This window comes from Variovorax sp. YR266, from assembly GCF_900107295.1.
Classification (GTDB): Bacteria; Pseudomonadota; Gammaproteobacteria; order Burkholderiales; family Burkholderiaceae_C; genus Variovorax.
On the sequence record NZ_FNPM01000012.1, the window covers coordinates 17,321 to 41,931 of the forward strand.

Annotated in this window: 17 protein-coding genes; 4 read left to right on the forward strand and 13 right to left on the reverse strand. The window is 67.4% G+C overall.

Annotation, left to right across the window (positions count from 1 at the left end):
* Window positions 1-17: 17 nt before the first annotated feature.
* Together BLW48_RS26420 and BLW48_RS26425 are read left to right on the forward strand one after the other, a co-directional pair.
* Window positions 18-1,208, forward strand: a complete 1,191-nt coding sequence (locus BLW48_RS26420; RefSeq protein WP_093178559.1) for a DUF3108 domain-containing protein — start codon at window positions 18-20, stop codon at window positions 1,206-1,208.
* A 147-nt stretch (window positions 1,209-1,355) separates the two neighbouring features.
* On the forward strand, window positions 1,356-1,634 hold the full coding sequence (locus BLW48_RS26425; protein WP_176929076.1) for a BTH_I0359 family protein: 279 nt from the start codon (window positions 1,356-1,358) through the stop codon (window positions 1,632-1,634).
* A gap of 24 nt (window positions 1,635-1,658) precedes the next feature.
* Here BLW48_RS26425 and BLW48_RS26430 read toward each other — a convergent pair whose 3' ends face one another.
* The 4 genes from BLW48_RS26430 to BLW48_RS26445 are packed head-to-tail and all read right to left on the reverse strand — an operon-like array spanning window position 1,659 to window position 5,814.
* Complete coding sequence (locus BLW48_RS26430) at window positions 1,659-2,192, reverse strand: spore coat protein U domain-containing protein (protein ID WP_093178415.1); 534 nt, start codon at window positions 2,190-2,192, stop codon at window positions 1,659-1,661.
* Window positions 2,156-4,468 (reverse strand): fimbria/pilus outer membrane usher protein, encoded by a 2,313-nt coding sequence (locus BLW48_RS26435; protein WP_177142414.1) that lies wholly within the window; start codon window positions 4,466-4,468, stop codon window positions 2,156-2,158. The genes BLW48_RS26430 and BLW48_RS26435 overlap by 37 nt, the downstream gene beginning before the upstream one ends.
* Before the next feature lie 37 nt (window positions 4,469-4,505).
* The gene (locus BLW48_RS26440; RefSeq protein WP_177142415.1) at window positions 4,506-5,273 is read right to left on the reverse strand and encodes a fimbrial biogenesis chaperone; all 768 of its coding nucleotides are present in this window, start codon (window positions 5,271-5,273) and stop codon (window positions 4,506-4,508) included.
* 31 nt (window positions 5,274-5,304) lie between these two features.
* Window positions 5,305-5,814, reverse strand: a complete 510-nt coding sequence (locus BLW48_RS26445; RefSeq protein WP_093059963.1) for a Csu type fimbrial protein — start codon at window positions 5,812-5,814, stop codon at window positions 5,305-5,307.
* Between the two features lie 303 nt (window positions 5,815-6,117).
* On the opposite strand from BLW48_RS26445, the gene BLW48_RS26450 reads away from it, so the two are divergent.
* Complete coding sequence (locus tag BLW48_RS26450) at window positions 6,118-6,987, forward strand: ChaN family lipoprotein (protein WP_093178419.1); 870 nt, start codon at window positions 6,118-6,120, stop codon at window positions 6,985-6,987.
* A gap of 68 nt (window positions 6,988-7,055) precedes the next feature.
* Here BLW48_RS26450 and BLW48_RS26455 read toward each other — a convergent pair whose 3' ends face one another.
* From BLW48_RS26455 to BLW48_RS26475, 5 genes are all read right to left on the reverse strand, one after another.
* A complete protein-coding gene (locus BLW48_RS26455) occupies window positions 7,056-12,383 on the reverse strand; it encodes a beta strand repeat-containing protein (RefSeq protein WP_093178421.1) in 5,328 nt (1,775 codons plus the stop codon).
* 72 nt (window positions 12,384-12,455) lie between these two features.
* Window positions 12,456-13,853 (reverse strand): CsgG/HfaB family protein, encoded by a 1,398-nt coding sequence (locus BLW48_RS26460; RefSeq protein WP_093178422.1) that lies wholly within the window; start codon window positions 13,851-13,853, stop codon window positions 12,456-12,458.
* Between the two features lie 15 nt (window positions 13,854-13,868).
* Window positions 13,869-14,387 (reverse strand): hypothetical protein, encoded by a 519-nt coding sequence (locus tag BLW48_RS26465; RefSeq protein WP_256216883.1) that lies wholly within the window; start codon window positions 14,385-14,387, stop codon window positions 13,869-13,871.
* Window positions 14,388-14,772: 385 nt separating this feature from the next.
* Complete coding sequence (locus BLW48_RS26470) at window positions 14,773-15,321, reverse strand: methylated-DNA--[protein]-cysteine S-methyltransferase (protein ID WP_093178424.1); 549 nt, start codon at window positions 15,319-15,321, stop codon at window positions 14,773-14,775.
* 125 nt (window positions 15,322-15,446) lie between these two features.
* The gene (locus BLW48_RS26475; RefSeq protein ID WP_093178426.1) at window positions 15,447-16,781 is read right to left on the reverse strand and encodes an omega-aminotransferase AptA; all 1,335 of its coding nucleotides are present in this window, start codon (window positions 16,779-16,781) and stop codon (window positions 15,447-15,449) included.
* Between the two features lie 69 nt (window positions 16,782-16,850).
* Here BLW48_RS26475 and purU point away from each other — a divergent pair, with 69 nt between their 5' ends.
* On the forward strand, window positions 16,851-17,717 hold the full coding sequence (purU, locus tag BLW48_RS26480; protein WP_093178427.1) for a formyltetrahydrofolate deformylase: 867 nt from the start codon (window positions 16,851-16,853) through the stop codon (window positions 17,715-17,717).
* A gap of 51 nt (window positions 17,718-17,768) precedes the next feature.
* Here purU and BLW48_RS26485 read toward each other — a convergent pair whose 3' ends face one another.
* The 4 genes from BLW48_RS26485 to BLW48_RS26500 all read right to left on the reverse strand — a co-directional run bounded on the left by BLW48_RS26485 (window position 17,769) and on the right by BLW48_RS26500 (window position 24,579).
* Window positions 17,769-18,140, reverse strand: a complete 372-nt coding sequence (locus BLW48_RS26485; protein ID WP_093057657.1) for a YXWGXW repeat-containing protein — start codon at window positions 18,138-18,140, stop codon at window positions 17,769-17,771.
* 133 nt (window positions 18,141-18,273) lie between these two features.
* Window positions 18,274-19,593 (reverse strand): SGNH/GDSL hydrolase family protein, encoded by a 1,320-nt coding sequence (locus BLW48_RS26490; RefSeq protein WP_093057658.1) that lies wholly within the window; start codon window positions 19,591-19,593, stop codon window positions 18,274-18,276.
* A 65-nt stretch (window positions 19,594-19,658) separates the two neighbouring features.
* Entirely contained in the window at window positions 19,659-22,952 is a 3,294-nt protein-coding gene (locus tag BLW48_RS26495) for a carboxyl transferase domain-containing protein (protein ID WP_093178560.1), read from the reverse strand.
* Between the two features lie 13 nt (window positions 22,953-22,965).
* Entirely contained in the window at window positions 22,966-24,579 is a 1,614-nt protein-coding gene (locus BLW48_RS26500) for an AMP-binding protein (protein ID WP_093178429.1), read from the reverse strand.
* Window positions 24,580-24,611 lie beyond the last annotated feature (32 nt).

Below are 24,611 nucleotides of genomic sequence, written 5' to 3' on the forward strand. Positions count from 1 at the left end.
CCTCACTCCACACACTGATGTCGACGCTCGTCGCCCCTCCTTCTTCCTTGCTGCCTCCCGGCCTGCCCGGGCGTCCGTCGTGGCGGGTGCTGATCGGTCTGACGCTGCTGGTGGCGCTGATCCACCTGCTGGTGCTCGGGCTGGCGCCGGTGGCCATCGGGCCGGAACCCTCGCCACTGGCGAGCAAGTTCAGCACGCGGACGATCGTGATCGCGCCGCCGGCTTCTGAAAAGCCCGCTGCGCCGGCTGCCGCCCCAGCGGAAGCCAAGCCAGCACCGCCGCCCAAGCCGCGCCGGCCCCGCGAGCCGTCGGCGCCCCGTCCGAAGCCGGCTCCTGCGGCCGTTACGCCAGCGCCGGAGCCAGACACTTCCGTGCCCCCTGCTCCGGAAACACCCGACCTGACGGCCCAGGCTGCTCCCGATTCAGGAGCAGCACCGCCCGAAGCAGCCGCCAGCGCCTCGGCTGGTGCGTCTTCCCCTGCCGGTGGCACGGGCAGCGGCACCAAGACGGCCGGCGGCAGCGAAGCCTCGGGAACAATCGCCGGCACCCAGGCGCTGAGGATCCCCGGTTCGGTCACGCTCGATTTCGAAGCCACGGGCCAGGTGGGGGCCTCCCCGCAGCGGGGCGTGTTCGGTGAGCTCGTCTGGCTGCAGGATGGCTCCCGCTACGACGGGCGGCTGACGCTCAAGGCGGTGTTCTTCACCCTGCTCAACTGGCACAGCACCGGCCGCATCGGCCCCTCCGGCCTAGAGCCCGAGCGGTACTCCGAAAGCCGCAAGGCCGAGGTGGCGTCGCATTTCGTGCGCGATCAGGGGCAGATCGTGTTCAGCAACAACACGCCCCCCGTGCCCCTGCTGGCCGGCGCGCAGGACCGCATGAGCGTCATGATGCAGCTCGGCGGCCTGCTGGCGGCCAGCCCGGATCGCTATCCGGCGGGCACCCGGATCTCGGTCCAGACCGTGGGGCCACGCGATGCCGACGTCTGGGTCTTCGTGGTCGGCGAGGAAGAAAAGATAGCCCTCCCGGCCGGCGAATACACCGCGCGCAAACTCACCCGCAACCCGCGCCGGGATTTCGATAGAAAACTGGAGCTCTGGCTTGCGCCAGCGTACGGTTATCTGCCCGTGCGCATCAGGCAGACGGAAGCAAACGGCGACTTCGCTGACGCCCAATTGCGCAAACCCCTACCCGCGGGACCCTCGAATTGAGGAGAAAGTCACACTATCGAAGCAAAAGGTCCTGGAGATATGCCGATTAGCCTGTTGGTTTTACAAATAGACAACCTATCTTGAAACTGGCGCGTTGATTGCTATCTAAACCCCATGAACGCCATCGACATACTCACAGGGCCCGCCATGAACATGCTTTATGACTCGGAGTCTTTCGTCGTCGTACACGTGCAGCCCAATGAAGGCGAGGAGCCCGCGCAGCCGAATGTGCCGGTTCTGGAGCGCCATGGCTTCGAGATCGTGGACAAGCGTTCGGGCAAGGAGGTGTACCTCGACGGCTCCTGGGCCGAACTGTTCCAGCAGCAGATCGCCGCCTGGCAGCTCAACACTCCCACCCAGGAAGAGGTCGAAGACACGCTCGAAGGCTACGCCGAGCTGGCCCACACCCCCGTGTTGGTGCACTGAGCCGAAAACCCCGGAAACAACAACTCAGTAGGTCACGGTCACCGTGATGGTGTCGGTATAGCTGCCCGGCGCAGCCGTGTACTGGCCGGCAGGCAGGCGACCGTAGACGGTGTGCGTGGTGCTTGCCGTCCTGGTCCCGAACCCACCTGAGGCGGACGCGCTGCCCGACACCGTGCTGGTCGCCCAGACCGTCCCATAGGTCGAACTGGTGTACAGGTTGTAGTTCAGGGTGTAGCTGCCATAGCTCATATAGCGGCTCGTGGTCGTTCCCGAATTCCCCGCACTGAGGCTGACCGTATAGCTCAAGGTGCTGGTTCCGAAGACACTTCCTGAAAACGTGGCCGACACCGTGATGGTGCCGGTACTTGTGGTCGCACTCGTCGTGGCCGCGCTGTAGTTTCCGAAGCTCAGGGCCGTCGCGCTGATGGAGGCCGAGCAGGTCGGCGTCCCGAGCCCCGTCGACGTGCATGACGCATGTGCCGACGTGGCAGCCAGCGCGCCAATCAGTCCGGCAACCCAGATCAGCGCGCTGTAGTAGTTGAAAGCATCGTTTCGCATGTGTAGGGCCCGATTTGTGGCAGCGTGCCGGTGGTCGGAATGGGGCCGACCGTGAAACTGCAATGGCCAGTGCGCCAGTTCGCCTCGAGGCGTTCGCCCGCACGGGGGCGATCGAGCTGCAGCGTGCCGCCGTAGCCGGTGATTAATGGAGACGGACGGTTCTCGCCGACAACGTCGATGCCAGCCGGCAGCGGCGACCCGTCGGGCAGCCGGATCTGCATGGTGGCGCTCAGGTCGCGCGAGATGTCGAAGGTGGCCGCCGCAACGCCCTTGTACGACGGCACGACCTGCAGCACGTCGGAGTGCACCTGCGCCGAGATCGGCAGATCGCCGTTGTCCACGCTGATCTTGTTCAGCTCATGGGCACGCAGCCCGGTCACGAGGGCATGCCCCTCGCCGTCGGTCGTCGTCGCCAGGTTGTTCTCCCGGTAGATCTTGATGCCGGCCGCGCCAGGCACCGTCACCAGCGCAAAGCCGTCGCTGGACGATTGCGCCGCGAAGAACATGCCCGACGTATAGCCCAGTGAGCCCTCGGCAAGCACCCTGGCGCTGGTCTCCTTGTTGAGGTCGACGACCTGCGCATTGAAGCTCGCATAGGGGGTCCGCCAGGTTGCCTCGGCCTGGGCGCGTTTTGTCTCGCCATTCGAGGCCGCGACGCGCCAGCCCAGCCCCTCATCGCTCGGAGTCGCCTGGCTGACGTCGACCGTGGTGGTGGTCTTCCCGTTCTGCCGGTTGGTCGTGGCCGATGCGGTCTGCCGGTCGCCCAACGGAAGGGTCAGGCTCAAGCCGACCGATGCGACACGCTGGCGATTCGCCGTGGCGCCCGAGTCGGTGCGCGCCACATAGGTGTTCAGGAACACGGCACCGAGTTGAATGGAATGGTTGAGCGAAAGCACCTTGGCCTCGTCGCCGCCGCTGTAGCGCAATGCCGTGTAGGCCAGGCCCAGGCTGCCATAGCGGCGGCCAAGGGAGCGCCCCAGGAACAGTTGGGTCTGCCCGGTCGTGTGCGTCTGGCTGTCCAGCCATGCAACCTGCATGAAGCCTGCGCTGGCGGATTGCCGGCTTGCCGAGAAGCTCCACTCAGGAGCGATGTGCGCGAACGAGACGCGCCCGAGCGTTCCGTTGCCCGCGTCCTGCGAGCGGCTGGCCGCGCCGTGCAGTCCGAACTCCCCCAGCGGCGCCCACACCCAGGTCAGGCCGGCGCCGGCAACCTGAACCTGCGCGCCGGCCTCGCCATGCAGTTCCACGGTGGCCGTCTCGCTGAGTCCGCGGCGCCAGTTGCCGGCAGCGAACGGGCTGCCGTAGTCATTGCTCTGAAGGCCATAGTTGAGGCGGCTCCACCCCACGTTGACCGAGTAGTCCGACAAGCCCGCGCGCAGCAGATTCGTGCTCACGTAGTAAGGCGTCGTGACGGTGCGCCGCACGCCCAGCGCGTCGGACACCGAGAAGCTCATCTCACCCGCGCCGCTGAGCACCGGCACGTTGCTCAACGAAAACGGGCCCGAATCGACCTGCCCCTGATAGTGCAGCGTGTTGTTCACATAGGCTTCGAGCGTCGATGCGACGGCCGATCCGCCCGTGAGCGACGGCACCGGATAGCTGATGTACCCAGGGCTCAGGCCGAACTGCGTGCCGAACTGCACCCCGGCAAAGCGCGACGGCGTGGACCACGCGGCGTTCTGCGTGATGGCGTCACCAACCGTCAGCCGCGTCAGGCGATCCGGGTCGTCGTAGCGGTAGTAGCTGTCGAGCCGGACCATCTTGCTCAGCGACGAAAGGCCCGTCGCATTCTGATAGGCCGACTGGCCGACGAGCACGCTGTTCGCCAGCAATCCCCATTGGCCCGAAACCGTGCTGTCGAGCAGTCCCGATGCGGCAGTGCCGTTGCTGTCGTGCTGCAGCGCCATGCTGTAGTTGACGAAGGCGGCATTGACGGAGGGCGTCAACGACGGCCGGTTCGCGGCCTTGCCGCTGAGCGCATTGGCCACGAACGCCGTCACGGGCAAGCGCACTTGCGCCGTCTGCGTGCTTTCTTCCAGCGCCACGCTGCCATTGGGCAACGCAGCGGGGTCGTAGTAATCGGCCCCCTCGACCACGGCCGTCGCCTGGGCGGGAACGATGACGCGCCAGGCCTGCAGGTCGGCACGGCTGAACAGGAGCTTGCCCCCGTGCCGGAGCGCAGAGCGTGCAGGCCCCTCTGCCGTGCCATTGACTTCGACGTCGATGATTACCGGGGTGAACACCCGGTCGTCCGCGATCACTTGGGCCTGCGCCATGTGTGCCACCGGCAGCCAGCAAGCGAAAGCGACCAGGCTACTGAGCTGCTGCAGCCGTCGCACCGGGAACTTGCAGGAAGACGGGGGACAGCGGCACGTCGGAGTCCGCCTGCGCCTCGAACTGGAGTCTGGCGCCCGGCGGCAGTGAAGGCAGTGCGACCGGCAACCTAGCGCTTTGCTGCGGCAGCACGTAGACCGACATACGTTGACGCAAGAGTTCGCTGCCATCCGCATGGCGCACGGTGACTTGCGTGATCTGGATGTGCTCGCGCCCCAGGTTGTCGATGGTCAGCGCCGACGCGCTCAGATGCCACGCGACCGAAGGCGCTCCCGCAGGGGACGAAGGAGGCACGAAGATCGGCAAGACCAGCTGCAGCAGCGTCTGCAATTCAGCGCCCGCCCCCTCGGTCCCCGTTGGCAGCGCCTTGTCGCGCGGCAGCTGCCTCAGGAAGATGCGGTAGCTGCGCTCGTCGGCCAGCGCGGGCACCTGCAGGCCGAGGCGCACGATCTGCCGGCCATTGGCCGGAATCCGGAAGATGGCCGGATTGACCAGTACCTCGCGCGTAGGCGCATAGACATCCTGCTGGTCCTTCTGCGCCCAGCTCATGACCTCGGCCTGCATCGAGATCTCGCTGGCACCGTCGTTGGTCACGACCAGCGAAGCGACCGGCCGGTTGGGCTGCAGCACGACGCGGACCGGAGCGATCTGGATGCTCGCGGCCCGAACGTCGACAGGAACGGCCGAGACGGCCATCGCCGCCGCCGAACCGAGGATGATCGCCGCGCGCGCCAGGAGCTGACGCATAGCCCAATCGAGGGACATGGACCGTGAACGCTCAGTAGGTGAGCGTCAGGGTGATCGTGTCGGTGTAGTCCGTTGCGGGCGCCACTGCGTACTGGGCGGCCGGGACCTTGCCGTAGACCGTATGGGTCACGGCCGAACCTGTGCCGGTGTAGTCCGACCCCGTCGTGCTGTTGCTCCAGTTGGTCGCATACGAGGAGTCCTTGTAGAGACCGTACGACAGGCTGTTGTAGCCGCTGGTCGCCGTGGCGCTCGTCATGGTCCGGGCCGTCACCGAGCCGCTGGTGCCTGCGCTCATGCCCAGCGAGTAGGTGGTGCCGTAGGTGCACTGCACGGTGAACGAGGTCGCGCCGGTGAGCGCAGTGCCCGGGGTGAAGCTTCCGAACGCGAGCGTGTCGGGCGTGGCCATGGCGCAGGAGCTGAGCACCGTGGCCGTCACCTTGAAGGTCGTGGTGGCCGTCGTGGCGTGTGCGGACTGGAGCGGCAGCACGGCAAGCGCCACCAGGGCCGTGGCAATGGCGCCACCGAGTCTCAAGTTATTCATATCTACCCCGTAAGTGTCGGAAATTGAACCTCCGGATAGATGGATATCCGGCCCGTATCGCGAGTCACATGTGGTCTTTGGTATGACTTGTTCGCGACGGGCCGAGTAAACCCAAAGACTTAGTAAAAAATTAGCAGGCTGTCAGTTAAAAGTTTCAGAGGTGTTCAACGGTAAATCCACTGGAACTTCGGCGGCGGTTGCGCGGCCAGCGCGCGAACCAAAAAAAGCGGGAGGGCACGGACGACAGGGACAGGGGGAAATGGACGGCACTGCGCGCGCGTGCCGAGGGCATACGATGGCGCGATGCCTCCTCCAAACTGGCCCGCCCGGGCCTCCCGATTCCTGCTGTTCCCTCTGCTCGCCGTCACGGCGTTCACGGGCTGTACGGCGCTGTCCTCTTCCGGCGCCGATGCGCCCGACGCGCCCATCGCACGCCGCGTCGCAGCGCTCCAGCCGGTCGATGCCCTGCTGCTCGGCGAGCAGCACGACGCGCCCGAGCACCATGTCATCGAACGCGAAACCGTCGAGGCGCTGGCCGCGCGCGGCCACCTCGCCGCGCTGGCGCTCGAGATGGCCGAGGAAGGCCGCAGCACCGCGCAGCTCACGCCCACCGCCACCGAGGCCCAGGTGCAGGCCGCCCTCGACTGGAGCGACAAGGCCTGGCCCTGGGCCAGCTACGGCCCCGCCGTGATGGCCGCCGTGCGCGCGGGCGTGCCCGTGGTCGGCGCCAATCTGCCGCGCATCCGCATGAAAGACGCCATGGCCGACGTCTCGCTCGACGTGCAGCTCAACGGCGAGGCCTACACCGCGCAGCAGGACGCCGTGCGCGATGGCCACTGCAGGATGCTCCCCGAGTCGCAGATCGTCCCGATGACGCGCATCCAGGTCGGCCGCGACCGCGCGATGGCGCAGGCCATCGTCAAGGCGAAACGCCCGGGCCAGACGGTGCTGCTGATCGCCGGAGCCGGCCACGTCGTGCGCACGCTCGGCGTGCCGCAGCACCTGCCCGACGACGTCAAGGTCGCCACGGTGCGGCTGATGGCCGCGCCGGCTGCTCCTTCGCCCGAAGCGGTGGCGGGCGACTACGACCGCACATGGCGGACACCGCCCCTGCCCGAAAAAGACTACTGCGCAGAGTTCAAGCGGCAGGCAAGACCGCAACCGAAAGCCTGAGCGCCCCATCGACAAGAAAAAAGCCGCGAGCCCAAAGGCCCGCGGCTTTTCTTTCAGTACGCAGCAGCTCAGCGCGAGGTAATCGCCGACACCGCCGAGTTGCCCGCGGCCGATGCCGTGATCTGGTTGCCCGTGGTGCGCAGCGTGCTGTTGCCCACAGCGCCCGACACGCCGACCCCGAAGTTCACGCTCGTCACCGTGGCCGTCACCGCGCCGGTGTTGACCTGGTAGTTGCCGATGGCCGCGCTCGGCGCGCCGGTGTTCAGCGCCGTCTGCGTCAAGCGGTTGGTCGCGCTGTTACCGACGGCCTGCGCCGCCAGTGCGTTGCCCGTGACGCCGACCGAGCCGCTCGACACGCCAGCCCCGGTGCTGTTGAGCGCCACCTGGTAGCTCGTGCCCACGCTGGTTGCCGACACCGCGCCCGAGTTGCTTTGGCTGTTGAGAATGGCCGCGCTCGCACCGACGTTGAGCGCCAGCGGCGTACCCACCAGGCTCGACGAACCCACCGTCGCCGCGCCGCCGTAGCTGCTGCCGCCGCTGGATTCGAGCACGTTGGTCGCCGCATTGCCGCGCGCCAGGGCAACGGTGGTGTTGCCGTCGAGCGAGACGCTGCTGCCGTTGAGCGGCACCGCGCCCGCCAGCGTCGCATTCGCCACCGTGCTGGCCGTCGCCGTCACGCCGGCCGTGCTGCCCTGCACATTGACGATGCCGACGCTGGCCCCCTGCGTCGCGCTGCTCGCCACCGTGGCGGTGTTGGTCGCGCGGTTGGCCGAAGCCTCTGCAAAGGTGCTGTTGCCCGAGATGGTGAGCGCGCCGTTGATCAGCCCCGGCGTGGGTGCGGCGTTGTCGTCGTTGTGGATCGACGTATTGGCCGTGCTGCTGACGGTCGATGCGGCCGACTGGCGGTTCGACAGCACGTGGTCGCCGGTGGCCACCACGTTGTCGGCGCTGCCGGTCTCGTTCAGCGTGGCCGAACCCGTCGCGCCCGGCGGCAGGGTGTTGACCGCGCTCACGCTCAGCGTGTTGGTCGCGTCGTTCATCACGCCCAGCGCCGTATTGCTGTTGCCCGAGAGGCGCACTGTCGAGGCGGTGGATGCGGCCGGTGCAAACAGCTCCTGCGTGGACGTTGCCGTCACCGCGGCGGTGCCCGACTGCGTCGACTGCAGCGCCGAGCGCGCGCCAACGTTGGAGCCCGCGAGCGTCACGCTGTTGAGCGCCGTGTTGGCCACGGCCTTCGCGCTCTGGCCGTTGTTCGTCACGCCCAGCGTCGAGGTACCGACGATGGATGCCGGTGCCGTGTCGATGCCCACGATGCCCGTCGCGGTGGCCGACACAGGCCCGGTGCCCATCTGCACGTTGGCCAGTGCGTGGTCTGCCGTCACTGTCACCAACAGCGCCGGGCCGGCTGCGGCCACGGCCGGCAGCGGCGTGCTGCCGGCGATGGTGCTGCTCTTCACGTCGATGCTGTTGGTGGCAGCGCTGCCGGTGGCGGCTGCGCTGGTGATGTTGCCGTCGAGCGTGGCGCTGCTGCCGGTGAGCGCGTTGGGGCCGGTCAACGTGAGCCTGGTCACGTTGTTGGCGTTGGCTGCCACGGTTGCGTTGCTGTCCTGCGCATTCAGCACCGCAGTCTTGGCCGACTGCGATGCGCCGCCGGTCAGCGAGGCAGCGTTGGTAGCGCGGTTGGCCGCTGCTTCCGAGGACGTCGAGTTGCCCGAGGCGGTGAAGCTGCTGTTGACCAGGCCTGCGTTGGCGGGCACCAGGCTGTCTTCGTTGTAGATCGCGGTGTCGGCGGTGCTGGTGGCCGAGGTTCCGGCCGACTGGCGGTTCACCAGCACCTGGTCGCCCAGCGCCGCGGTGTTGCCGGGCAGCGCCCCCTGAAGAATGATCGCGGGAACGAAGGATGCGACAGACGAGCCGCCCGCAACGGCGACCTTGTTGTCCACGTCGTTGATCACGCTCAGCGCCGAGTTGCTGTTGTTCGAGAGCTTCACCGACGAGCCCGTCACCGAGGCCGGCGCAAAGGCCTGCATGAACGAGCGCGACTCCACCGCCGCCGTGCTGCCCTGTGCAGACAGCAGCGCGGAGCGGGCCGACACATCGGTGGCCGCGAGCGTGATGGCGTTGCTGCCCGTGTTGGCCACGGCCTTCGCGCTCTGCGTGTTGCCGGAGGCACTCAGCGTCGATCCGGAGATCACCGCGCCGACCGCAGTGTCGACACCGAAGGCGGCCGCCACCTTGGAAGAGATCGTCGGGCTCGTCACCAGCTGGATGCTCGACAGCGCATGGTCGCCGACCGCACCTGCCAGGCCCGCGAGGCTGGTCGCACCGGCAAGCGGCAAGCCGTCGCCCACGGCGATGGTGTTGCCTTTCACGTCGATGCGATTGACGGCAGCGTTGCCCGTGGCCGAGCCGCCGGCGGCGTTGCCGTCCACGGTGACCTGCGAGTTCTGGATGCTCGCGCCGCCCAGTACCACCTGCACGCCGTCCTTGTTGTTGAGCAGCGCGCCTTCCTGCCCGGTCAGCGAGCTGACCGCCGCACTGGTGAGCTGCAGGTTCTGCACTGCGGTGGTGGTCGATACGCCGACTGCATCCACGCTCACGCCGTTGACGGCGCTGTTGCTGGTCGCGCCAGCCAGCGTGGTGTTGCCGCTGGCGTCCACCTTCGAGTTGCTGATGGCACCGGTGACGGTGGTCTGCACTTCAGGCCCGCCGCTGCGTTGCGCCGACACCGTGCCCTGGCCCGACTGCGCGTTCTGCACGCTGAAGGCGGCGGTGGTGGCGAGCACGTTGCCCGTCAGCGTCGCACCCGCCAGCGAGAGGCCGGAGGTGTCGATGTTGTTGCCCGTCACCTTCACCGTGTTGCCGGTGGCGCGGCTGCCGTAGGCCAGTGCCTGCGCCGCGTTGTCCGAGCTGGACACCGAGCCGTTGCTCAGCGTGCCCGTGACCGTGGTGCGCGCCACGATGCCGCCGGCCGCGATGGCGGAGATGACGGTGTTGGTGCCCGCCACAGCCTGCGTGTTGGTGACGTTGGCGATCGAGGCATTCGAGCCGCTCACGTTGTTCAGGCCCAGCGTCACGCCGCTGGCTGCGTCGTTGCCGTAGGTGGCTGCGACGAAGGCGTTGTCGCTGTTCGCGACGCTGGCGCCCGAGACATTGCCGTTGACGTTCGCCGCAAAGGTGTTGGAGCCGGTCGCCGAGCTGCCGATGTTCCCCTGCACCGACTGGTCGTTCAGGATGCCGTAGGCCGCAGTCACCGTCGGCAGGGCGCCGGCCGCGTTGCTGAACGGCAGTCCGCTGAGCACATCGACCGTGACGGTCGAGGCCGGTGCGCCCAGGAACGGGCCTGGCGCCGCGGCCAGGTTGCCCGCGCTCACGCCCAGCGTGTTCGTCGCCGAGTTGCCGTATGCAATGGCGCGCTGCAGGTTGTCGGTGAGCGCGACCGAGCCGCCCGTGAGGTTGCCGTTCACCGTGATGCGCGCTTCAGGAGCGAACAGCGCCGCGCCGGCACCGGAAGTCGCATCGGACATCTGCACGCTCGCGATGCCCGCGCCCGTGCCGACCGAGTTGCCGCTGAGCGTGAGCGTGTTGGTGGCCCCGCTGCCGAGCGCCACGGCTTCCTGCCGGTTGTCGGTCAGCGCCAGCGTGTTGTTCGCGACCGGTGCGCCGCCACCGCTGGCGGTCAGCAGGATCTGCGAGCCGAAGTTGAGCGCCGCGGGGCCGCTGCCGTTGTAGTTGCCCTGCAGGTTGGTGAGCGTCGCCGCGCCGCTGGCGGACACGCGCCCGTCGGAGTTGGTGCCGCCCGTGAGCACGGCGTTGCCGTTGCCCAGCGCTACCGTGGCTGCCTGGATCGCCAGGCTCTGCGTGATCTGGTTGCCCTGCGCGGTGGCCGCCGATGTGTTGCCGGACACGGTGACCGAGCTGCCGCTGGTCTGCCCCGTGCCGGGCGACTCGCCCGTCTGCGCCGAGATGACCGACGGGAGCAGGAACGCCGTCAGCGGTGCCGCCGAGTTGGCCTGCTGGTTCGACACCGCCGCCGTGCCGGTGAACGAAGCCGCGTTCTTGCCGCTGGCGATCGCGCTCGACGCCGTGTTGCCGGTGGCGTCCGCCGTGATGCTGTTGTCCGCGAGCGTGACCTGGCTGTTCTTGCTCGACTGCACGCCGGCCAGGATCTGTGCGCCCGCGGTCTGGGCGAAGGTGGTCACGCCGATGTTGCCCTGGCTGTTGACGATGGCCAGGTCGCTGTTGACGTTGCTGGTCACGCCCACGCCGTTGTGGATGCTGTTGTTGGCCGCGGTGGCTGCCGTGCCAGTGCCCGCGATGGTCACGTCGTCGATCAGGATGCGGTTGCCCGCCGTGCCGGCGGTGGCGCCCAGCGCCTCGTTGCCCGTGGCCGCGCTGGAGATCGCATTGCCCCGCACCGACAGCGAGCCCTGCAGCACGTTGGAGCCGCCGGCAGGCACGCCGCTCACGAGACCCGTGATCACCGAGCCCGTATTGGTTGCGCTGTGCGTGGCGGCGAGGATGCCGTTGCCGTTCGCCTGCAGGTTCGCGACCACCGCCGAGCCCGCGAAGGCCGGCGCGCCGCCCGACTGGATTTCGGCCGTGCTGGTGGCGCTGTTGGCCTTGAGCACCGCGGAGATCGAATTGCGTTCGAGCACGGCTGCCGTCGTCAGCGTGATGCCCGGGCTCGCCGTCAGCATCAGGTCGACCGTGTTGCCCAGCACCTGCGCGCTGGAGCTCGCGCCCGTGGCCGACTGCAGCGAGGTCACTACGATGTTGCCCTTGGCATCGAACAGCGGTGCGCCCGCCGGATAGGTCAGCACCGAGGTGCCGGCCTGCGGCGAGGCGCCGACCGCGGCGGCGCCCGAGACCACCGAGCTGCCGCTGTTGAGCGTGGTGGTGGCCGAGATGGTGTTGTCCGCGTTGACCACGCTGGCGGTCTGCAGCGTGCTCGATTCCACCGCCAGCTTGCTGCTGCTCACTGCGCTGTTGATCACGCCGGTGTTGGTCGCCACGCCCAGCGTGGCGGCGTTGTTCACCGGCGTGCCGAGCGCCGGCTGGATGCTGTTGGCAAAGCTGTTGCCGGTGGCGCTCGCGCCGACCAGGTTGCCGCTGGTGCTCATCGCCACCGGGTTGGGATTCAGCGGCGTGCCGGTGGAGGTCGTGCCCACGGTGGCGCTGGTGATGGTGGCGTTGACGGCCCCGGTGTTGTTGATGTCCGAGTTCACCGTCGGCGTGCCGGTGGCGGTGCCGTTGTAGGCAGCGTCGACCGAGGTCTCCGCGGCTTGTGCGCCGGAGGCTGCTGCAATCAGCGCCATCGCGACGGCCGTGCCGATGCTGCTGCGGCTGAACATGGGCGCGCGTACGGCCCGGCTCTGGATCTTGCGTGCATTCATGCGTGACTCCTCGGATGTTGTGGAAGCGGTCTGGGTCGGAAAGTGGATGCGCGATGCGCGCGGAACGGCAGGTCAGTCGCCCTTGACTGCGCCGTCGGAAGAAGAGGTTGGCGTGGCGCCGCCGACCACCGCGCTGCCGATACGCAGCTTGGCGATCTCCTGCAGGCCCGGGCCGTCGCGGTGGATCGACGTGTCGGCGGCATCGGGCCGCCATGTGAGGCTGATGGCGCCCGGTGCCACGCCGCGGTTGGCAAGGGCCGAGGTGACGGCAGCGATGCGCTGGTCGGTGAGCTCGTCGCGCTTGCGGGCGTCCCAGTTCTCGGTGTCGCGCGCCACCAGCACGATGTCGGTCGAGCCCTTCTTGGCCAGGCCCGCGATCTGGTCGATCAGCGCAAGCGAGCTGCCGCCGAGCGTGGTCGCGCCGAAGTCGAAGGACACCTGCGTCGCCGTGCCCGTGAGGCGCGCGCCGCCCTGCCCCGCGGCATTGACGGCCACGCCGCTCTGCACCACGGGCGAAGTCACGGCTGCGCCGCCCACGGTGGCATCGCCCGGGTTGTCGACCTTGCGCAGGTCGGCCGCGGGCACGACAGGAATCTGCTCGCCGGCGCCCGGGCGCATCGTCATGCAAGGCCGGTGGTCGACCTGCGTGACGGCCGCCATGAGCCGCACCACTCCCTCTTCCAGCGCCGCGCGCACGCCCATCTGCACAGGCTCCTGGCCTTTGGCGCCGATGTCCACGTCGTACAGTTTGCTGCCGAAAAAGCGGAACACGTTCAGGCCCACTTCGTAGCCGTTGAACTGCTTGGTGAGGCTCACCGTGCGCACCACCATCAGCGACTTGGTGTCGACGATGCGCAGGTCCACGCTCACCGACTGGCTGAAGGTGCGCGCCTTCACGCCCACCTGGTTCACCGCGAACTCCGCGCCGCCCGAGTTGATGTTGTAGTTGAGCTCGGTGATGCCGCCGACGATGAAGTAATCAGACTTGTTGATCGTGCCGCCGAAGTACGGCAGCCACGGCACCGCCTGGCCGCCGTTGGGGCCGCCTACCTGGTGCGTGCGGCCGTCACCGAGCTGGCGGCGGTCGGCGTACGCGAGCTCACGCTCGGCGATCACCGGGTCGAAGCGCTCGGCGATGCTCACTGCGCCGCCGAGCTTGCCGAGTGCCGAATACACCATCAGCGCGCCGCCCTGCGTGATCGCGTTGCCTTCGTTGATGCTGTACTTGCCGGTGTAGTCCTTCACGTCGCCCACGCCGATGACGATGGGCGGACGCCGCGTGGCCGCGATGTGGTCGGCGTAGCAGGCGAGCACCGCCTCCATCGGCGTGATGTTGTCGCGCACCGAGGGGCCGAGCACCACGGGTGCCTCGTTGGGCGCAAAGCGTTGCTGCGGAGCGGAGACGCAACCGGCGAGCGCCACCGTGGCGATGGCTGCGAGCGCGAAGGTGCGGGTGATGGGGTATTGCATGTCGCGTGCCCCCGTTCAATTGAGCACGCCGAACGCGCACGCCGAGCTGCCGCCGACGCTCGCGGTCTGCGCACCCGAGTTGCTCTGATTCGAGTTCAGAGCCTGGTTGGCCGCTCCCTGCACCTGCGTGCTGGTGCCGCCCACGATGGCCGAGCCGACCGCGCCGGAGTTGGCTTGCGTGGTGCCTACCGTCGCGCCGCCGAGGGTGCCTACCGCGGTGCGGCTGTCATTGCCCGAGGCATTCGAAGTCGCGCCCGAAGTGGAAGGCGAATTCGCGACCGTGCTGTTGTTGCCGTCGTTGCCCGTGGAGGTCGCGGAGACGTTGCAGTTGTACTGGCGACCGATGTTGTTGGTCGTGTTGTAGACCGGCGCCGAGTAGTAGCCGCTCTTCTGCTTGCGGATCATGTCCTGGATCGCGGCCTGGTTCACCTTGTCGGTGCTGGTCTGGAACTGCCATGCGGCGTTCTCGCCGACGTTGTTGGCGAGCGCAGCCAAAGGCGCACACACCAGTGCCATAAGAAATACACGTTGCATGACGGTCCCTCTCTGGAAGACGCACTTGATGAACTCATAAGTGCTACGTTTCGGGAGGGGATGCTAGGGATCGACGGCCACGGCCGGTATCCCGGGAACCGGTAGGAGGTATCCCGGGAACCGGTAGAAATGAGGAGGGCAACCCAAGGGCTCGCGCAGGCCGCAGGGGTCGCAGGCGCGCATGCAGGTGTGCGCGTCAGCAGGTCAGGCTAGTCGCCGAACCAGAACAACAACCAGGCGGTGACAGAGCCGAGCGTCACCATCACGAGAGCGACCTGGCGACCCGCAGGAAGTGGCCGGCTCATCCATCGCTCGATGTTTTTCGACATCTTCGTCCCCCGTTCTTCTAGTGAGGACCGAAGCGTGAAGCGCTCGCCGAGTTCTGTCAAAGCAGAAGAAATGCTTCATCGACTTTCCCGACCGCAGCCGGCAGCGCGCCTTCGTGCTGCAGCAAATGCCGCTTGCGGGCGACGCCGCCGGCGTAGCCCTTGAGGTCTCCGTTCTTGCCGATCACACGGTGGCACGGCACGACGATGCTGATCGGGTTCGACCCGTTGGCGGCACCGACATCGATGGCCGCGCGCGGATCGTCGAAGCCGAGTTGCCGCGCCAGTTCACCATAGCTGGTCGTGCGGCCTGCAGGAATGCGGCGAAGCGCCTCCCAGACCTGCTGCTGCAGCGCATTGCCCAGCCTTGCGACGGGCAGCGTTTCGATGGCCGTGAGATCGCCGTTGAAGTAGCGATCGAGGGCATCGGCCACCGTTTGCGGCGCGGCGCCTTCGGTCAGCTCCACCTCATCATGAAGTTCCCTCAGAAGGCGATGCAGGCGGGCGCGATGGTCCGCGAAATCCAGCGCATGAATGGCACCGGCAGCGTCGGTGACCAGCAGAAGTTCGCCCATCGGCGAAGCCAGATGGCTCAGTTGCAGCTTCATGTTCGTGTCCTCACAAAAGAGAAGGCGGCAGGGCCGCGAACATTCACATGCTGCGCGTTCCCCGCCGCCTTCACTCGCCGTATCCGGACATCGATCTCCGGCTCACGCCGGCGCTGCCTTCCCGCTCAGGCGTGTGCCTTGATCGAATCCGCCAGCGTGTTCACCAGCGTGTCGATGTGCGACTTCTCCACGATGTACGGCGGCGCAATCACCAGCACGTCGCCCGCTGGCCGCACCAGCGCGCCCTTGTGGAAGCAGTCGAGGAAGATTTCATAGGCGCGCTTGCCCGGCGTGCCCGCGATGGGCGCAAGCTCCACCGCTGCGGCAAGGCCGAGGCTGCGGATGCTGATGACGTTGGGCAGGCCCTTGAAGGTGCTGTGGAAGGCATCGCCCAGCACCTTGCCCATTTCACCGGCGCGCGCGAACAGATTTTCTTCCTTGAAGAGATCGAGCGTGGCAATGGCCGCTGCGCAGGCCACCGGGTGGCCCGAGTAGGTGTAGCCGTGGAAGAACTCGACCACGTGCTCGGGCGCGTCGGTCTTCATCATCGCGTCGTATAGCTTGTCACGGCAGATCACGCCGCCCAGCGGAATGACGCCGTTGGTCACGCACTTGGCGAAGTTCAGCATGTCGGGCACCACGCCGAAGTAGTCGGACGCGAAGTTGGTGCCCATGCGGCCGAAGCCCGTGATGACCTCGTCGAAGATCAGCAGGATGCCGTGCTTGTCGCAGATCTCGCGCAGGCGCTTCAGGTAGCCCTTGGGCGGCAGGTACCAGCCGGCCGAACCGGCCACGGGCTCCACGATGATCGCGGCGATGTTGCTCGGGTCGTGCAGCGGCAGGATGCGGGTTTCGAGCTCGACCAGCGGGTCTTCGGCCCACACCGGCTCCTCGTTGTGGATGTAGGCGTGGTTCACCGGGTCATGGATGAAGCGCATGTGGTCCACGCGCGGCAAAAAGGCCGAGCCGAACACCTTGCGGTTGCCCGGAATGCCGCCCACCGACATGCCGCCGAAGCCCACGCCGTGGTAGCCCTTCTCGCGGCCGATGAACACGTTGCGGTGGCCTTCGCCGCGCGCGCGGTGATAGGCCAGAGCCACCTTCATCGAAGTGTCGGCAGCTTCGGAGCCCGAGTTGCAGAACAGCACCTTGTTGAGATCGCCGGGCGCAAGCGAGGCGATCATCTCGGCCGCCTTGAAGGCCTTGTCGTTGCTGACCTGGAAGGCGGTGGCGTAGTCGAGCGTGTCGAGCTGCTTCTTGATCGCCTCGTTGATGGGCTTGCGGTTATGGCCCGCGCCCACGCACCACAGCGACGAGATGCCGTCGATCACCTTCTTGCCGTCGTGCGTGGTGAACTCCATGCCGTCGGCCGCGACGAACACCCGCGGGTCTTTCCTGAAGTGACGGTTGGGGGTGAAGGGCAACCACTGGTTGTCCATGTTGAAGTCCTGGAAGGCCATGCGTGTCTCCTGCGGTTATGTGGTCGAGGAAAATCGCGATTCTGGCACCCCTGCGACAATCACGCCCTGATGACGACCTCTACGCCTACCTCGCCCGCCTACATCCTGAACCTCTCCTGCCCCGACCGGACGGGCATCGTGCACGCCGTGTCGGGCTTCCTGCTCGAGCGCGGCGCCAACATCGAAGAGGCCGCCCAGTACAACGACCACGACACGGGTCTTTTCTTCATGCGGGTGCGCTTCGCCTGCGGCGACCAAAGCGAAGCCACGCTGCGCGAAGAGCTGAAGACCTTCGCCGCCGGCTTCGGCATGACGCTGCAACTGCACGCCGCCGCCGAGCCGATGAAGACGGTCATCCTGGTCAGCAAGGAAGGCCACTGCCTCAACGACCTGCTGTTCCGCTGGAAGAGCGGCCTGCTCGCCATCGACGTGCGCGCCATCATCTCGAACCACCGCGACTTCTACCAGCTGGCCGCCAGCTACAACGTGCCCTTCCACCACATCCCGATGACGGCGGCGACCAAGGCACAGGCCGAGGCGAAGGAGCTTGAAATCATCGAGGCCGAAGGCGCCGAACTCGTGGTGCTCGCGCGCTACATGCAGATCCTGAGCGACAACCTGTGCCGCAACCTGGCCGGCCGCGCGATCAACATCCACCACTCGTTCCTGCCCAGCTTCAAGGGCGCCAAGCCCTACTACCAGGCACACGACCGCGGCGTGAAGCTGATCGGTGCCACCGCCCACTACGTGACGGCCGACCTCGACGAAGGCCCGATCATCGAGCAGGACGTGGCCCGCGCCGACCACACCGACACCGTGGAAGACCTCACGGCCCGCGGCCGCGACACCGAGAGCCAGGTGCTGGCGCGTGCAGTGAAGTGGCACAGCGAGCACCGGGTGCTGCTGAACGGGCACCGCACGGTGGTGTTCCGCTAGGCCTCCGAAAAAAGCATGCCTCCGCTTGGGAGGCATGCATCCCGGTCAGCGTCAGTTGCGATTCGGGTTGTTCGGCCGACGGTCGTAGCGGTTCGGCACGCCATCGCCGTCACGGTCCCAGCGGCCTGCGTTGTACTGCCAGCGTCCGCCTTCCTCGCGCCACTCCGGCGCACGGTAGGCATAGCCCGGACGGGCACGCACCCAGACGCCGCGGGTCCATACATGGCGCCCACCGCGCCACTCATAGTGCCCCGGCGCCCACACATAGCCGCGGCGCGGCGGGGGCACGCGTTCGGAGCGCGGAGGGGGCGGCGCCACCTGTATGACCACGGGTTGCGCCTGCGCGGCCGTGGGAACAGTCAATGCGCCCACCGACAGAAGCGATGCAGCGCCGACGGAAAGAGCCAATGCGAGTTTTTTCATGAAGGACTCCTCATGAGTTGTTGGAGGAGCCTTCATGCTGCCCAGTCCATGTGAACCGCCTGTAAGCAATGCACGAAGTCTTGTGTAAAGCTGTGACTCGCCTTTGAGCGCCTTTGAGCGCCCCGGCGAGCGCTCACTCCTGCAATTCGCGCAGATCGATGGCCGTGGCCATCGCCGCATGGCCGGCCTTGTTGGGGTGCAGGTGGTCGCCCGAATCGAACAGCGGATTCAGCGCCTTCGGGTCCGCAGGGTCGCGCAATGCCGCATCGAAATCGACCACACCGTCGATGTCCTGCTGGCCGCGGATCCAGCGGTTGACGGCTTCGCGCATGGCCTCGTTGCCCTCGCTCCAGTAAGGCGTGTTCCTGAATGGCGGCACGGTGCCGAGCAGCACCTTCACGCCCTTGGCGCGGGCCTGCTTGACCAGTTGCTCCAACCCCTCGGTGATGCGCTCGGCCGTCGGCATGTCGCGCGGCTTCAGCTCGGCGCCCGGCACCTTGGCGAACAGGGTGCGGCCGATGTCATTGGTGCCCATAAGGATGATCGCGTGCGTCACGCTGCTCTGCCGCAGCGCATCGAGCTCGAACCGGGAGAGGCCGCTGGGCCCCAGGCCGTTGGCCAGCAGGCGATTGCCGCCAATGCCGGCATTGAGCACCGCAACGTCTTGCCCTTCGCGCTGCGTATCACGCAAGCGAGTGGCCAACATGTCAGGGTAGGCCCCGAAGTTGCCCTCCGAGGTGCCCATCGTGATCGAGTCGCCGAAGGCCACGACGGTGCGCACGGACTTGGTGGTGAGCACGTCGAGCCCGGTCACGATCTGGTTCAGCACCAGCGGCGAGGGGTTCTTCAGCTTCGGTGCCATCACTGCGTTGCCGGGCGCTACCCATGTCGCGCCCGGCTCCAGCATGGAGACAGTGGCAAACGGCGTGGTGCGGTCGAAGAAGGCGCTCACGACCACCGTTTGGCCCGCCTGCACCGGCAGGTCGATGCCGTCGCTCCAGGCGTCCGCGCCGGGCGCAACGGTCATGGTGGTGCGGCCGCCGAAGCGCAGCACGCGCAGCGTGGTCGGCGAGAACGCATCGGCGCCGGTGCCGCGTGCCGCGCTTGCGGCGGCAATGCGCAGCGGTGTCTTGCCGAAGCGGTTCGAGAAGCGGATGCGGATGCGCTCGCCATCCAGCGACAGTTCAACCTTCTGGCGCAGTGTCTGCCCGCGCAGGTCATTGCCGGCAGGCGACGAATAGTTCGCACCACCGGGGGCTGCGGCCATCTCCGTGAAATCGACCGGCGCCACGGCCCAGCTCGCAACCCAATGCGCCTCGGCGGGCTGCCGCGGATGGTCGTCGGGCGTCACAGCCTGCACGCCGACGGCCAGCACTGCGAGGCAAAGGGCTGCCACCCAGTGCGCGACGGTCACGTCGCGCAGGCGCTCTGCCCAAATGGAAACCAGTTTCATGCGCGCAAAGCGTCGCAGTGTACGGAGCCACTGTTCCCCCGCGCGTGACGAGGTCTAAGGCCGGGTTACCAAGTGTCTACGTAGGGAGCAGCAACGCTCGAGCCCTTCGTGGCAGAAGACAAGCCACGCACCAACCAGGTGCGCGTCTCGGCCGGATCGATCACCGCGTCGATTTCCAGCGTCTGCGCCATGTGGATCGCTTCGCCGTTCGCATACTGCTGCGCGACGAGTTTCTTGAACAGCGCATCGCGCTCCGCACCCTCGGGTGCAGCGGCCAGTTCCTTGCGAAAACCCAACCGCACAGCACCCTCCAGCCCCATCGCGCCGAATTCGCCGGTGGGCCAGGCCACGGTGAAAACCGGCGCGTCGAAGCCGCCCGCAGTCATCGCCTGCGCGCCCAGTCCGTAGCCCTTGCGAAGCACCACGGCGAAGAACGGCACGCGCAGATGCGAGGCCACCATGAACATGCGGCACACATGACGCACCTGTGCCTGCGCCTCGATTTCGGGCCCGACCATGAAGCCGGGCGTGTCGCACAACGAAACAATTGGAAGGCCGTGCGCATTGCAAAGCTGCATGAATCGCGCGGATTTGTCGGCCGCTTCCACATCGATCGCGCCGCCGAGGTGGTGCGGGTTGTTGGCCATCAGTCCGACCGGCCTGCCCTCGATGCGCGCGAGCGCAGTGACGATGCCCGCGCCGAAACCCGCGCGCAGTTCGAGCAGCGAGCCAGTGTCGGCCACGCCGCGCATCGCGGCACGCACGTCGTACACGCGCAGGCGGTTTTCGGGCACCACATGGCGCAGCGTGCGCGGGTCGGCGCATTGCCAGTCGATGGTCGCGCCCTGGAAGTACGACAGGTATTGCTTGGCAGCAGCGACGGCAGCAGCTTCGTCTTCCACCAGGATGTCGATCACGCCGTTGCGCGACTGCACGCTGCTGGGCCCGATCTGCTCGGGCGCGAAGGTGCCGAGCCCGCCGCCCTCGATCATCGCGGGGCCGCTCATGCCGATGTTGCTGCCCTTGGTGGCGATGATCACGTCGGCACACCCCAGCAGCGCCGCATTGCCCGCGAAGCAGCGCCCATGCACGATGCCCACCACGGGCACCTTGCCCGACAGGGCCGCGAACTGGCTGAAGGTGTGGTTGTTCAGGCCCGCGACGATCGGCATGTCGGTGTCGCCGGGACGACCACCGCCGCCCTCGGCGAACAGCACTACAGGCAGCTTGAGCTGATGCGCCACCGCCAGCAGGCGGTCGGTCTTGTGGTGATTGCGCATTCCCTGCGTGCCGGCCAGCACGGTGTAGTCGTAGGCCAGCACGGCGCAGCGCGACACCTCGGGGCCGAACTGCTTCGCGTTGATGCTGCCCAGGCCCGTGACCATGCCGTCCGCGGGCGTGTTGGCGATCAGGTCTTCGAGCGTGCGCCGCCGCGTCTGCGCAGCGATGGCGAGCGCGCCGTATTCGATGAAGTTGCCGGGGGCGGACTCGGTGTCGCACAGGTCGGCGATGTTCTCGCGCGCGGTGCGGCCGCCCTGTGCGTGCCGCTTGTCGACGGCGGCCTTGCGGTTGGCGTCGAGCGTGGGCGCGTGGCGGTCGATGACCTTCTGCAGATCAGGGCGGATCGCGTCCAGGTCGTGCTCGGCGCGCGCCTCGACCTCGACGGCCTGCGCATCGACGGCTTCCAGCTGCAGCAGCGACTGGCCTTCGACCAGGTAGTCGCCGGGCTCGGCCAGCAGCGCGACCACGCGGCCGGCCACCGGTGCGTGCAGCAGGTGTTCCATCTTCATGGCCTCGAGCACGCCGAGTTGCGCGCCGGCGGGCAGCACGTCGCCGACGGCAACTTCGAACTGCACGAGGCGGGCTGGCATCGGGGCCTTGACGGTCAGCTCGTCGGAGTCGTCCTCGGTGACGACCGCTGGCGCTACGGGTGCCACCACCGTCTTCTTCGCATGCTTTTCAAGCGCTGCCGCAACCGCCAGCAGATCGCCCAGATGCGCCTCCACGAAACGCGTATGCACCGCCTGCGTCGCAAACTCGGGCCGCGACGCGATGGCGCGCAGCAGCGACAGATTCGTGGCGATGCCGTCGATATGGCATTCGTCCAGCGCGCGCAGCGATCGGCGCAGTGCGTCTTCGAAACGCGGCGACGGCGAATGCACGATGAGCTTGGCGAGCAGTGTGTCGTAGTGCGGCGAGGGCGCGAGGCCCGCGTAGCCGTGCGTGTCCACGCGCACGCCGGGGCCTGCCGGCAGGTCGAAGCGCGCGAGCGTGCCGCCCGAAGGCCGCGCGTTGCCTTGCGCATCGAGCGTCTCCGCGTTGATGCGCCACTGCACAGCAAAGCCGCGCTGCGGTGCGGTGCGATCGGGTTCAACACCAAGTTCGCCCAGCGACTGCCCCGCTGCCACGGCGATCTGCAGCTGCACGAGATCCAGCCCCGTCACTGCTTCCGTCACCGTGTGCTCGACCTGCAGACGCGGGTTGGCCTCGATGAAGACGAAGGGCAGCGTCGTCGATGCCGCATCGACCAGAAATTCGAAGGTGCCGAGGCCGCGATAGCCCACCGTCTTCGCCATGCGCAGCGCAGCCTGCGTGACCTGCGCGCGCAAGGCCTCGGGCAGCGAAGGGCTCGGCGCGATCTCCACCAGTTTCTGAAAGCGCCGCTGCAGCGTGCACTCGCGCTCGCCGAGGCTGGCCACGGCGTGGCCGTCGCCCAGCACCTGCACTTCGATGTGCCGCGCATTGCGCATCAGCCGCTCGACATATACGCCCTCGATGCCGAAGGCGGCCTTGGCTTCGGACATGCAGCGCGCATGCGCCTCGGGCAGTTCTTCAGCGTTCAGCACCGCGCGCATGCCGCGCCCGCCGCCGCCGCCGATGGCCTTGACCATCACGCCCGCGCCCTGCGCATGCTGCTCGGCGAAGAAGGCCTGCGCCTGTGCGAGTGTCACTGCGCCGGCGCTGCCAGGCATCACGGGCACGTCGCATTGCGTTGCCAGTGCGCGTGCGCGGGCCTTGTCGCCGAACAGGCCAAGCTGCTCCGGCGTGGGGCCGATGAAGACGAGGCCGGCGTCCGCGCAGGCCTGTGCGAAATCGGCACGCTCACTGAGAAAGCCATAGCCGGGGTGCACCGCATCGCAGCCCTGCGCCTTGGCCATCGCGATGAGCGCCGCGACATCGAGATACGCCGAAGGCCCGGTCGCATCGAGCGCGACTGCTGTGTCGGCCAGCTGCACATGCAGCGCTGCCGTGTCGTCGCGCGCATGCACCGCCACGCTGGCAATGCCCAGGTCGCGCAGCGCGCGCACCAGGCGCACCGCAATCTCGCCGCGATTGGCAATCAGAACTTTGGAGAACAGCAAACGGAACCTCTCAGCTTTTGTCTTTGAGCAAGCGGCGCAGCACCTTGCCCGCGCCGGTCGTCGGCAATGCGTCGATAAAACTTACCGCGCGCGGCGCCTTGTAGCTCGCCATGTTGTCGCGCGCCCAGGCGATCAGCGCTTCGGCATCGAGCCCGGCACCTGGCTTGCGCACGATGAATGCCTTCACGACCTCGCCCTTCTCTGCATCAGGCTGCGCGATGACGGCCGCCTGCGCCACTGCCGGGTGCTTGATGAGGATGGTTTCGACCTCTTCGGGGAACACGCTGTAGCCCGAGACCTTGATCATTTCCTTGAAGCGGCCGATGAAGGTGAGATAGCCATCGGCATCGAGCTTGCCCATGTCGCCGGTGTGCACCCAGCCGTTGCGCAGCGTGGCAGCAGTGGCTTCGGTCTTGTTCCAGTAGCCCTTGAAGGTGCCTGGGCTGGTGAGCACGATCTCGCCGACTTCGCCCACCGGCATGTCGGCCTGCGTGTCCGTGTCGATGATGCGGATGGTCACGCCCGGCACCGCGATGCCCTGCGTGCCCCAGCGTGGCGCATGGTGCGGCGTGTAGGTGTCGCAGGTGTGGGTTTCGCTCAGGCCGTAGGCGGCCTCGAACGAAGTGCAGTTCGGTGCGTGCGTGCGCCATTGCCGCGCCAGCGGCTCGGTGAAGGTGATGCCGAAGCTCGTGACAGGATTCATCTTCAGGCTGCGCAGGTCGAAGCTGTCGATGTCGCTTACCTGCATGCAGGCCACGTTCATCGGCGCGATGCTGTACCACCAGCTCACCTTGTAGGCGGCAATGGCCTGCAGCACGGCGCGCGGGTCGAAGCGGTGCAAGAGCACCGATGCCGCACCGGTCAGCACCGGCACGTTGACACCCATCAGCATGCCCGCGATGTGATACAGCGGCGCGATGGACAGCAGCACATCGCCCGGCCCCACGCCGTTGCAGTCGGCCGCGGCGCGCGTCTTGAAGAGCGCGTTGCCGTAGCTCAGCATCGCGCCCTTGGGCAGGCCCGTGGTGCCCGATGTGTAGGTCATGAGCGCCACGTCGTCCATGTCGATGACCACGGGCTGCGGCTTGGCGTTGCCGCGCATCACGGCCAGGAAGTCTTCGCAGTCTTCGGGCACGCTGCGTTCGGCCTTGCGCTCTGCGGCCAGTTCGGCCGGCAGGTCGAGCGACGACGGGTCGGGCAGCAGGTCGGCGTAGTGCACCACGAACACGTGCTCGAGCGCACTCTCCGGCTGCACCTTGCGCACCACCGGCAGCAGCGGCGCGGCCGCGACGATCACTCGCGCCTTCAGGTCGTTGACCTGGTAGGCCAGCTCGTGCTCCTTGTTGAGCGGGCCGCTCGGGCAGACGATGGCGCCGATCTTCTGGATGCCGAAGTGCGCGACCAGGTACTGCGGACAGTTGTTGAGAAAGAGCACCACGGGCTCGCCCTTCTTCACGCCCAGCGCCTGCAGGCGCGCCGCGAAGGCGTCGCTGGCGCGGTCGAGTTCGGCCCAGCTCATCGCATGGCCGTACCAGAGGCAGGCGGTGCTGCCGCCACGCTCGCGTGCGTGGGTGCGCAGGTACTCGTGCAGCGGCTGCTGCGGGCGGTCGGGCAATGTCTCCATGGCGTCACTTTCTCAGGGTTATCGATAGCCGC

What these genes read in the sequence shown, in the direction of transcription:
- BLW48_RS26475 (WP_093178426.1), bottom strand. Translation starts at nt 16,781, where the DNA reads ATGGCCTTCCAGGACTTCAACATGGACAACCAGTGGTTGCCCTTCACC.
- BLW48_RS26445 (WP_093059963.1), bottom strand. Translation starts at nt 5,814, where the DNA reads ATGAATAACTTGAGACTCGGTGGCGCCATTGCCACGGCCCTGGTGGCG.
- BLW48_RS26435 (WP_177142414.1), bottom strand. Translation starts at nt 4,468, where the DNA reads ATGGCGCAGGCCCAAGTGATCGCGGACGACCGGGTGTTCACCCCGGTA.
- BLW48_RS26425 (WP_176929076.1), top strand. Translation starts at nt 1,356, where the DNA reads ATGAACATGCTTTATGACTCGGAGTCTTTCGTCGTCGTACACGTGCAG.
- BLW48_RS26470 (WP_093178424.1), bottom strand. Translation starts at nt 15,321, where the DNA reads ATGAAGCTGCAACTGAGCCATCTGGCTTCGCCGATGGGCGAACTTCTG.
- BLW48_RS26420 (WP_093178559.1), top strand. Translation starts at nt 18, where the DNA reads ATGTCGACGCTCGTCGCCCCTCCTTCTTCCTTGCTGCCTCCCGGCCTG.
- BLW48_RS26465 (WP_256216883.1), bottom strand. Translation starts at nt 14,387, where the DNA reads ATGCAACGTGTATTTCTTATGGCACTGGTGTGTGCGCCTTTGGCTGCG.
- BLW48_RS26490 (WP_093057658.1), bottom strand. Translation starts at nt 19,593, where the DNA reads ATGAAACTGGTTTCCATTTGGGCAGAGCGCCTGCGCGACGTGACCGTC.
- BLW48_RS26460 (WP_093178422.1), bottom strand. Translation starts at nt 13,853, where the DNA reads ATGCAATACCCCATCACCCGCACCTTCGCGCTCGCAGCCATCGCCACG.
- BLW48_RS26440 (WP_177142415.1), bottom strand. Translation starts at nt 5,273, where the DNA reads ATGCGTCAGCTCCTGGCGCGCGCGGCGATCATCCTCGGTTCGGCGGCG.
- purU (WP_093178427.1), top strand. Translation starts at nt 16,851, where the DNA reads ATGACGACCTCTACGCCTACCTCGCCCGCCTACATCCTGAACCTCTCC.
- BLW48_RS26455 (WP_093178421.1), bottom strand. Translation starts at nt 12,383, where the DNA reads ATGAATGCACGCAAGATCCAGAGCCGGGCCGTACGCGCGCCCATGTTC.
- BLW48_RS26450 (WP_093178419.1), top strand. Translation starts at nt 6,118, where the DNA reads ATGCCTCCTCCAAACTGGCCCGCCCGGGCCTCCCGATTCCTGCTGTTC.
- BLW48_RS26485 (WP_093057657.1), bottom strand. Translation starts at nt 18,140, where the DNA reads ATGAAAAAACTCGCATTGGCTCTTTCCGTCGGCGCTGCATCGCTTCTG.
- BLW48_RS26500 (WP_093178429.1), bottom strand. Translation starts at nt 24,579, where the DNA reads ATGGAGACATTGCCCGACCGCCCGCAGCAGCCGCTGCACGAGTACCTG.
- BLW48_RS26430 (WP_093178415.1), bottom strand. Translation starts at nt 2,192, where the DNA reads ATGCGAAACGATGCTTTCAACTACTACAGCGCGCTGATCTGGGTTGCC.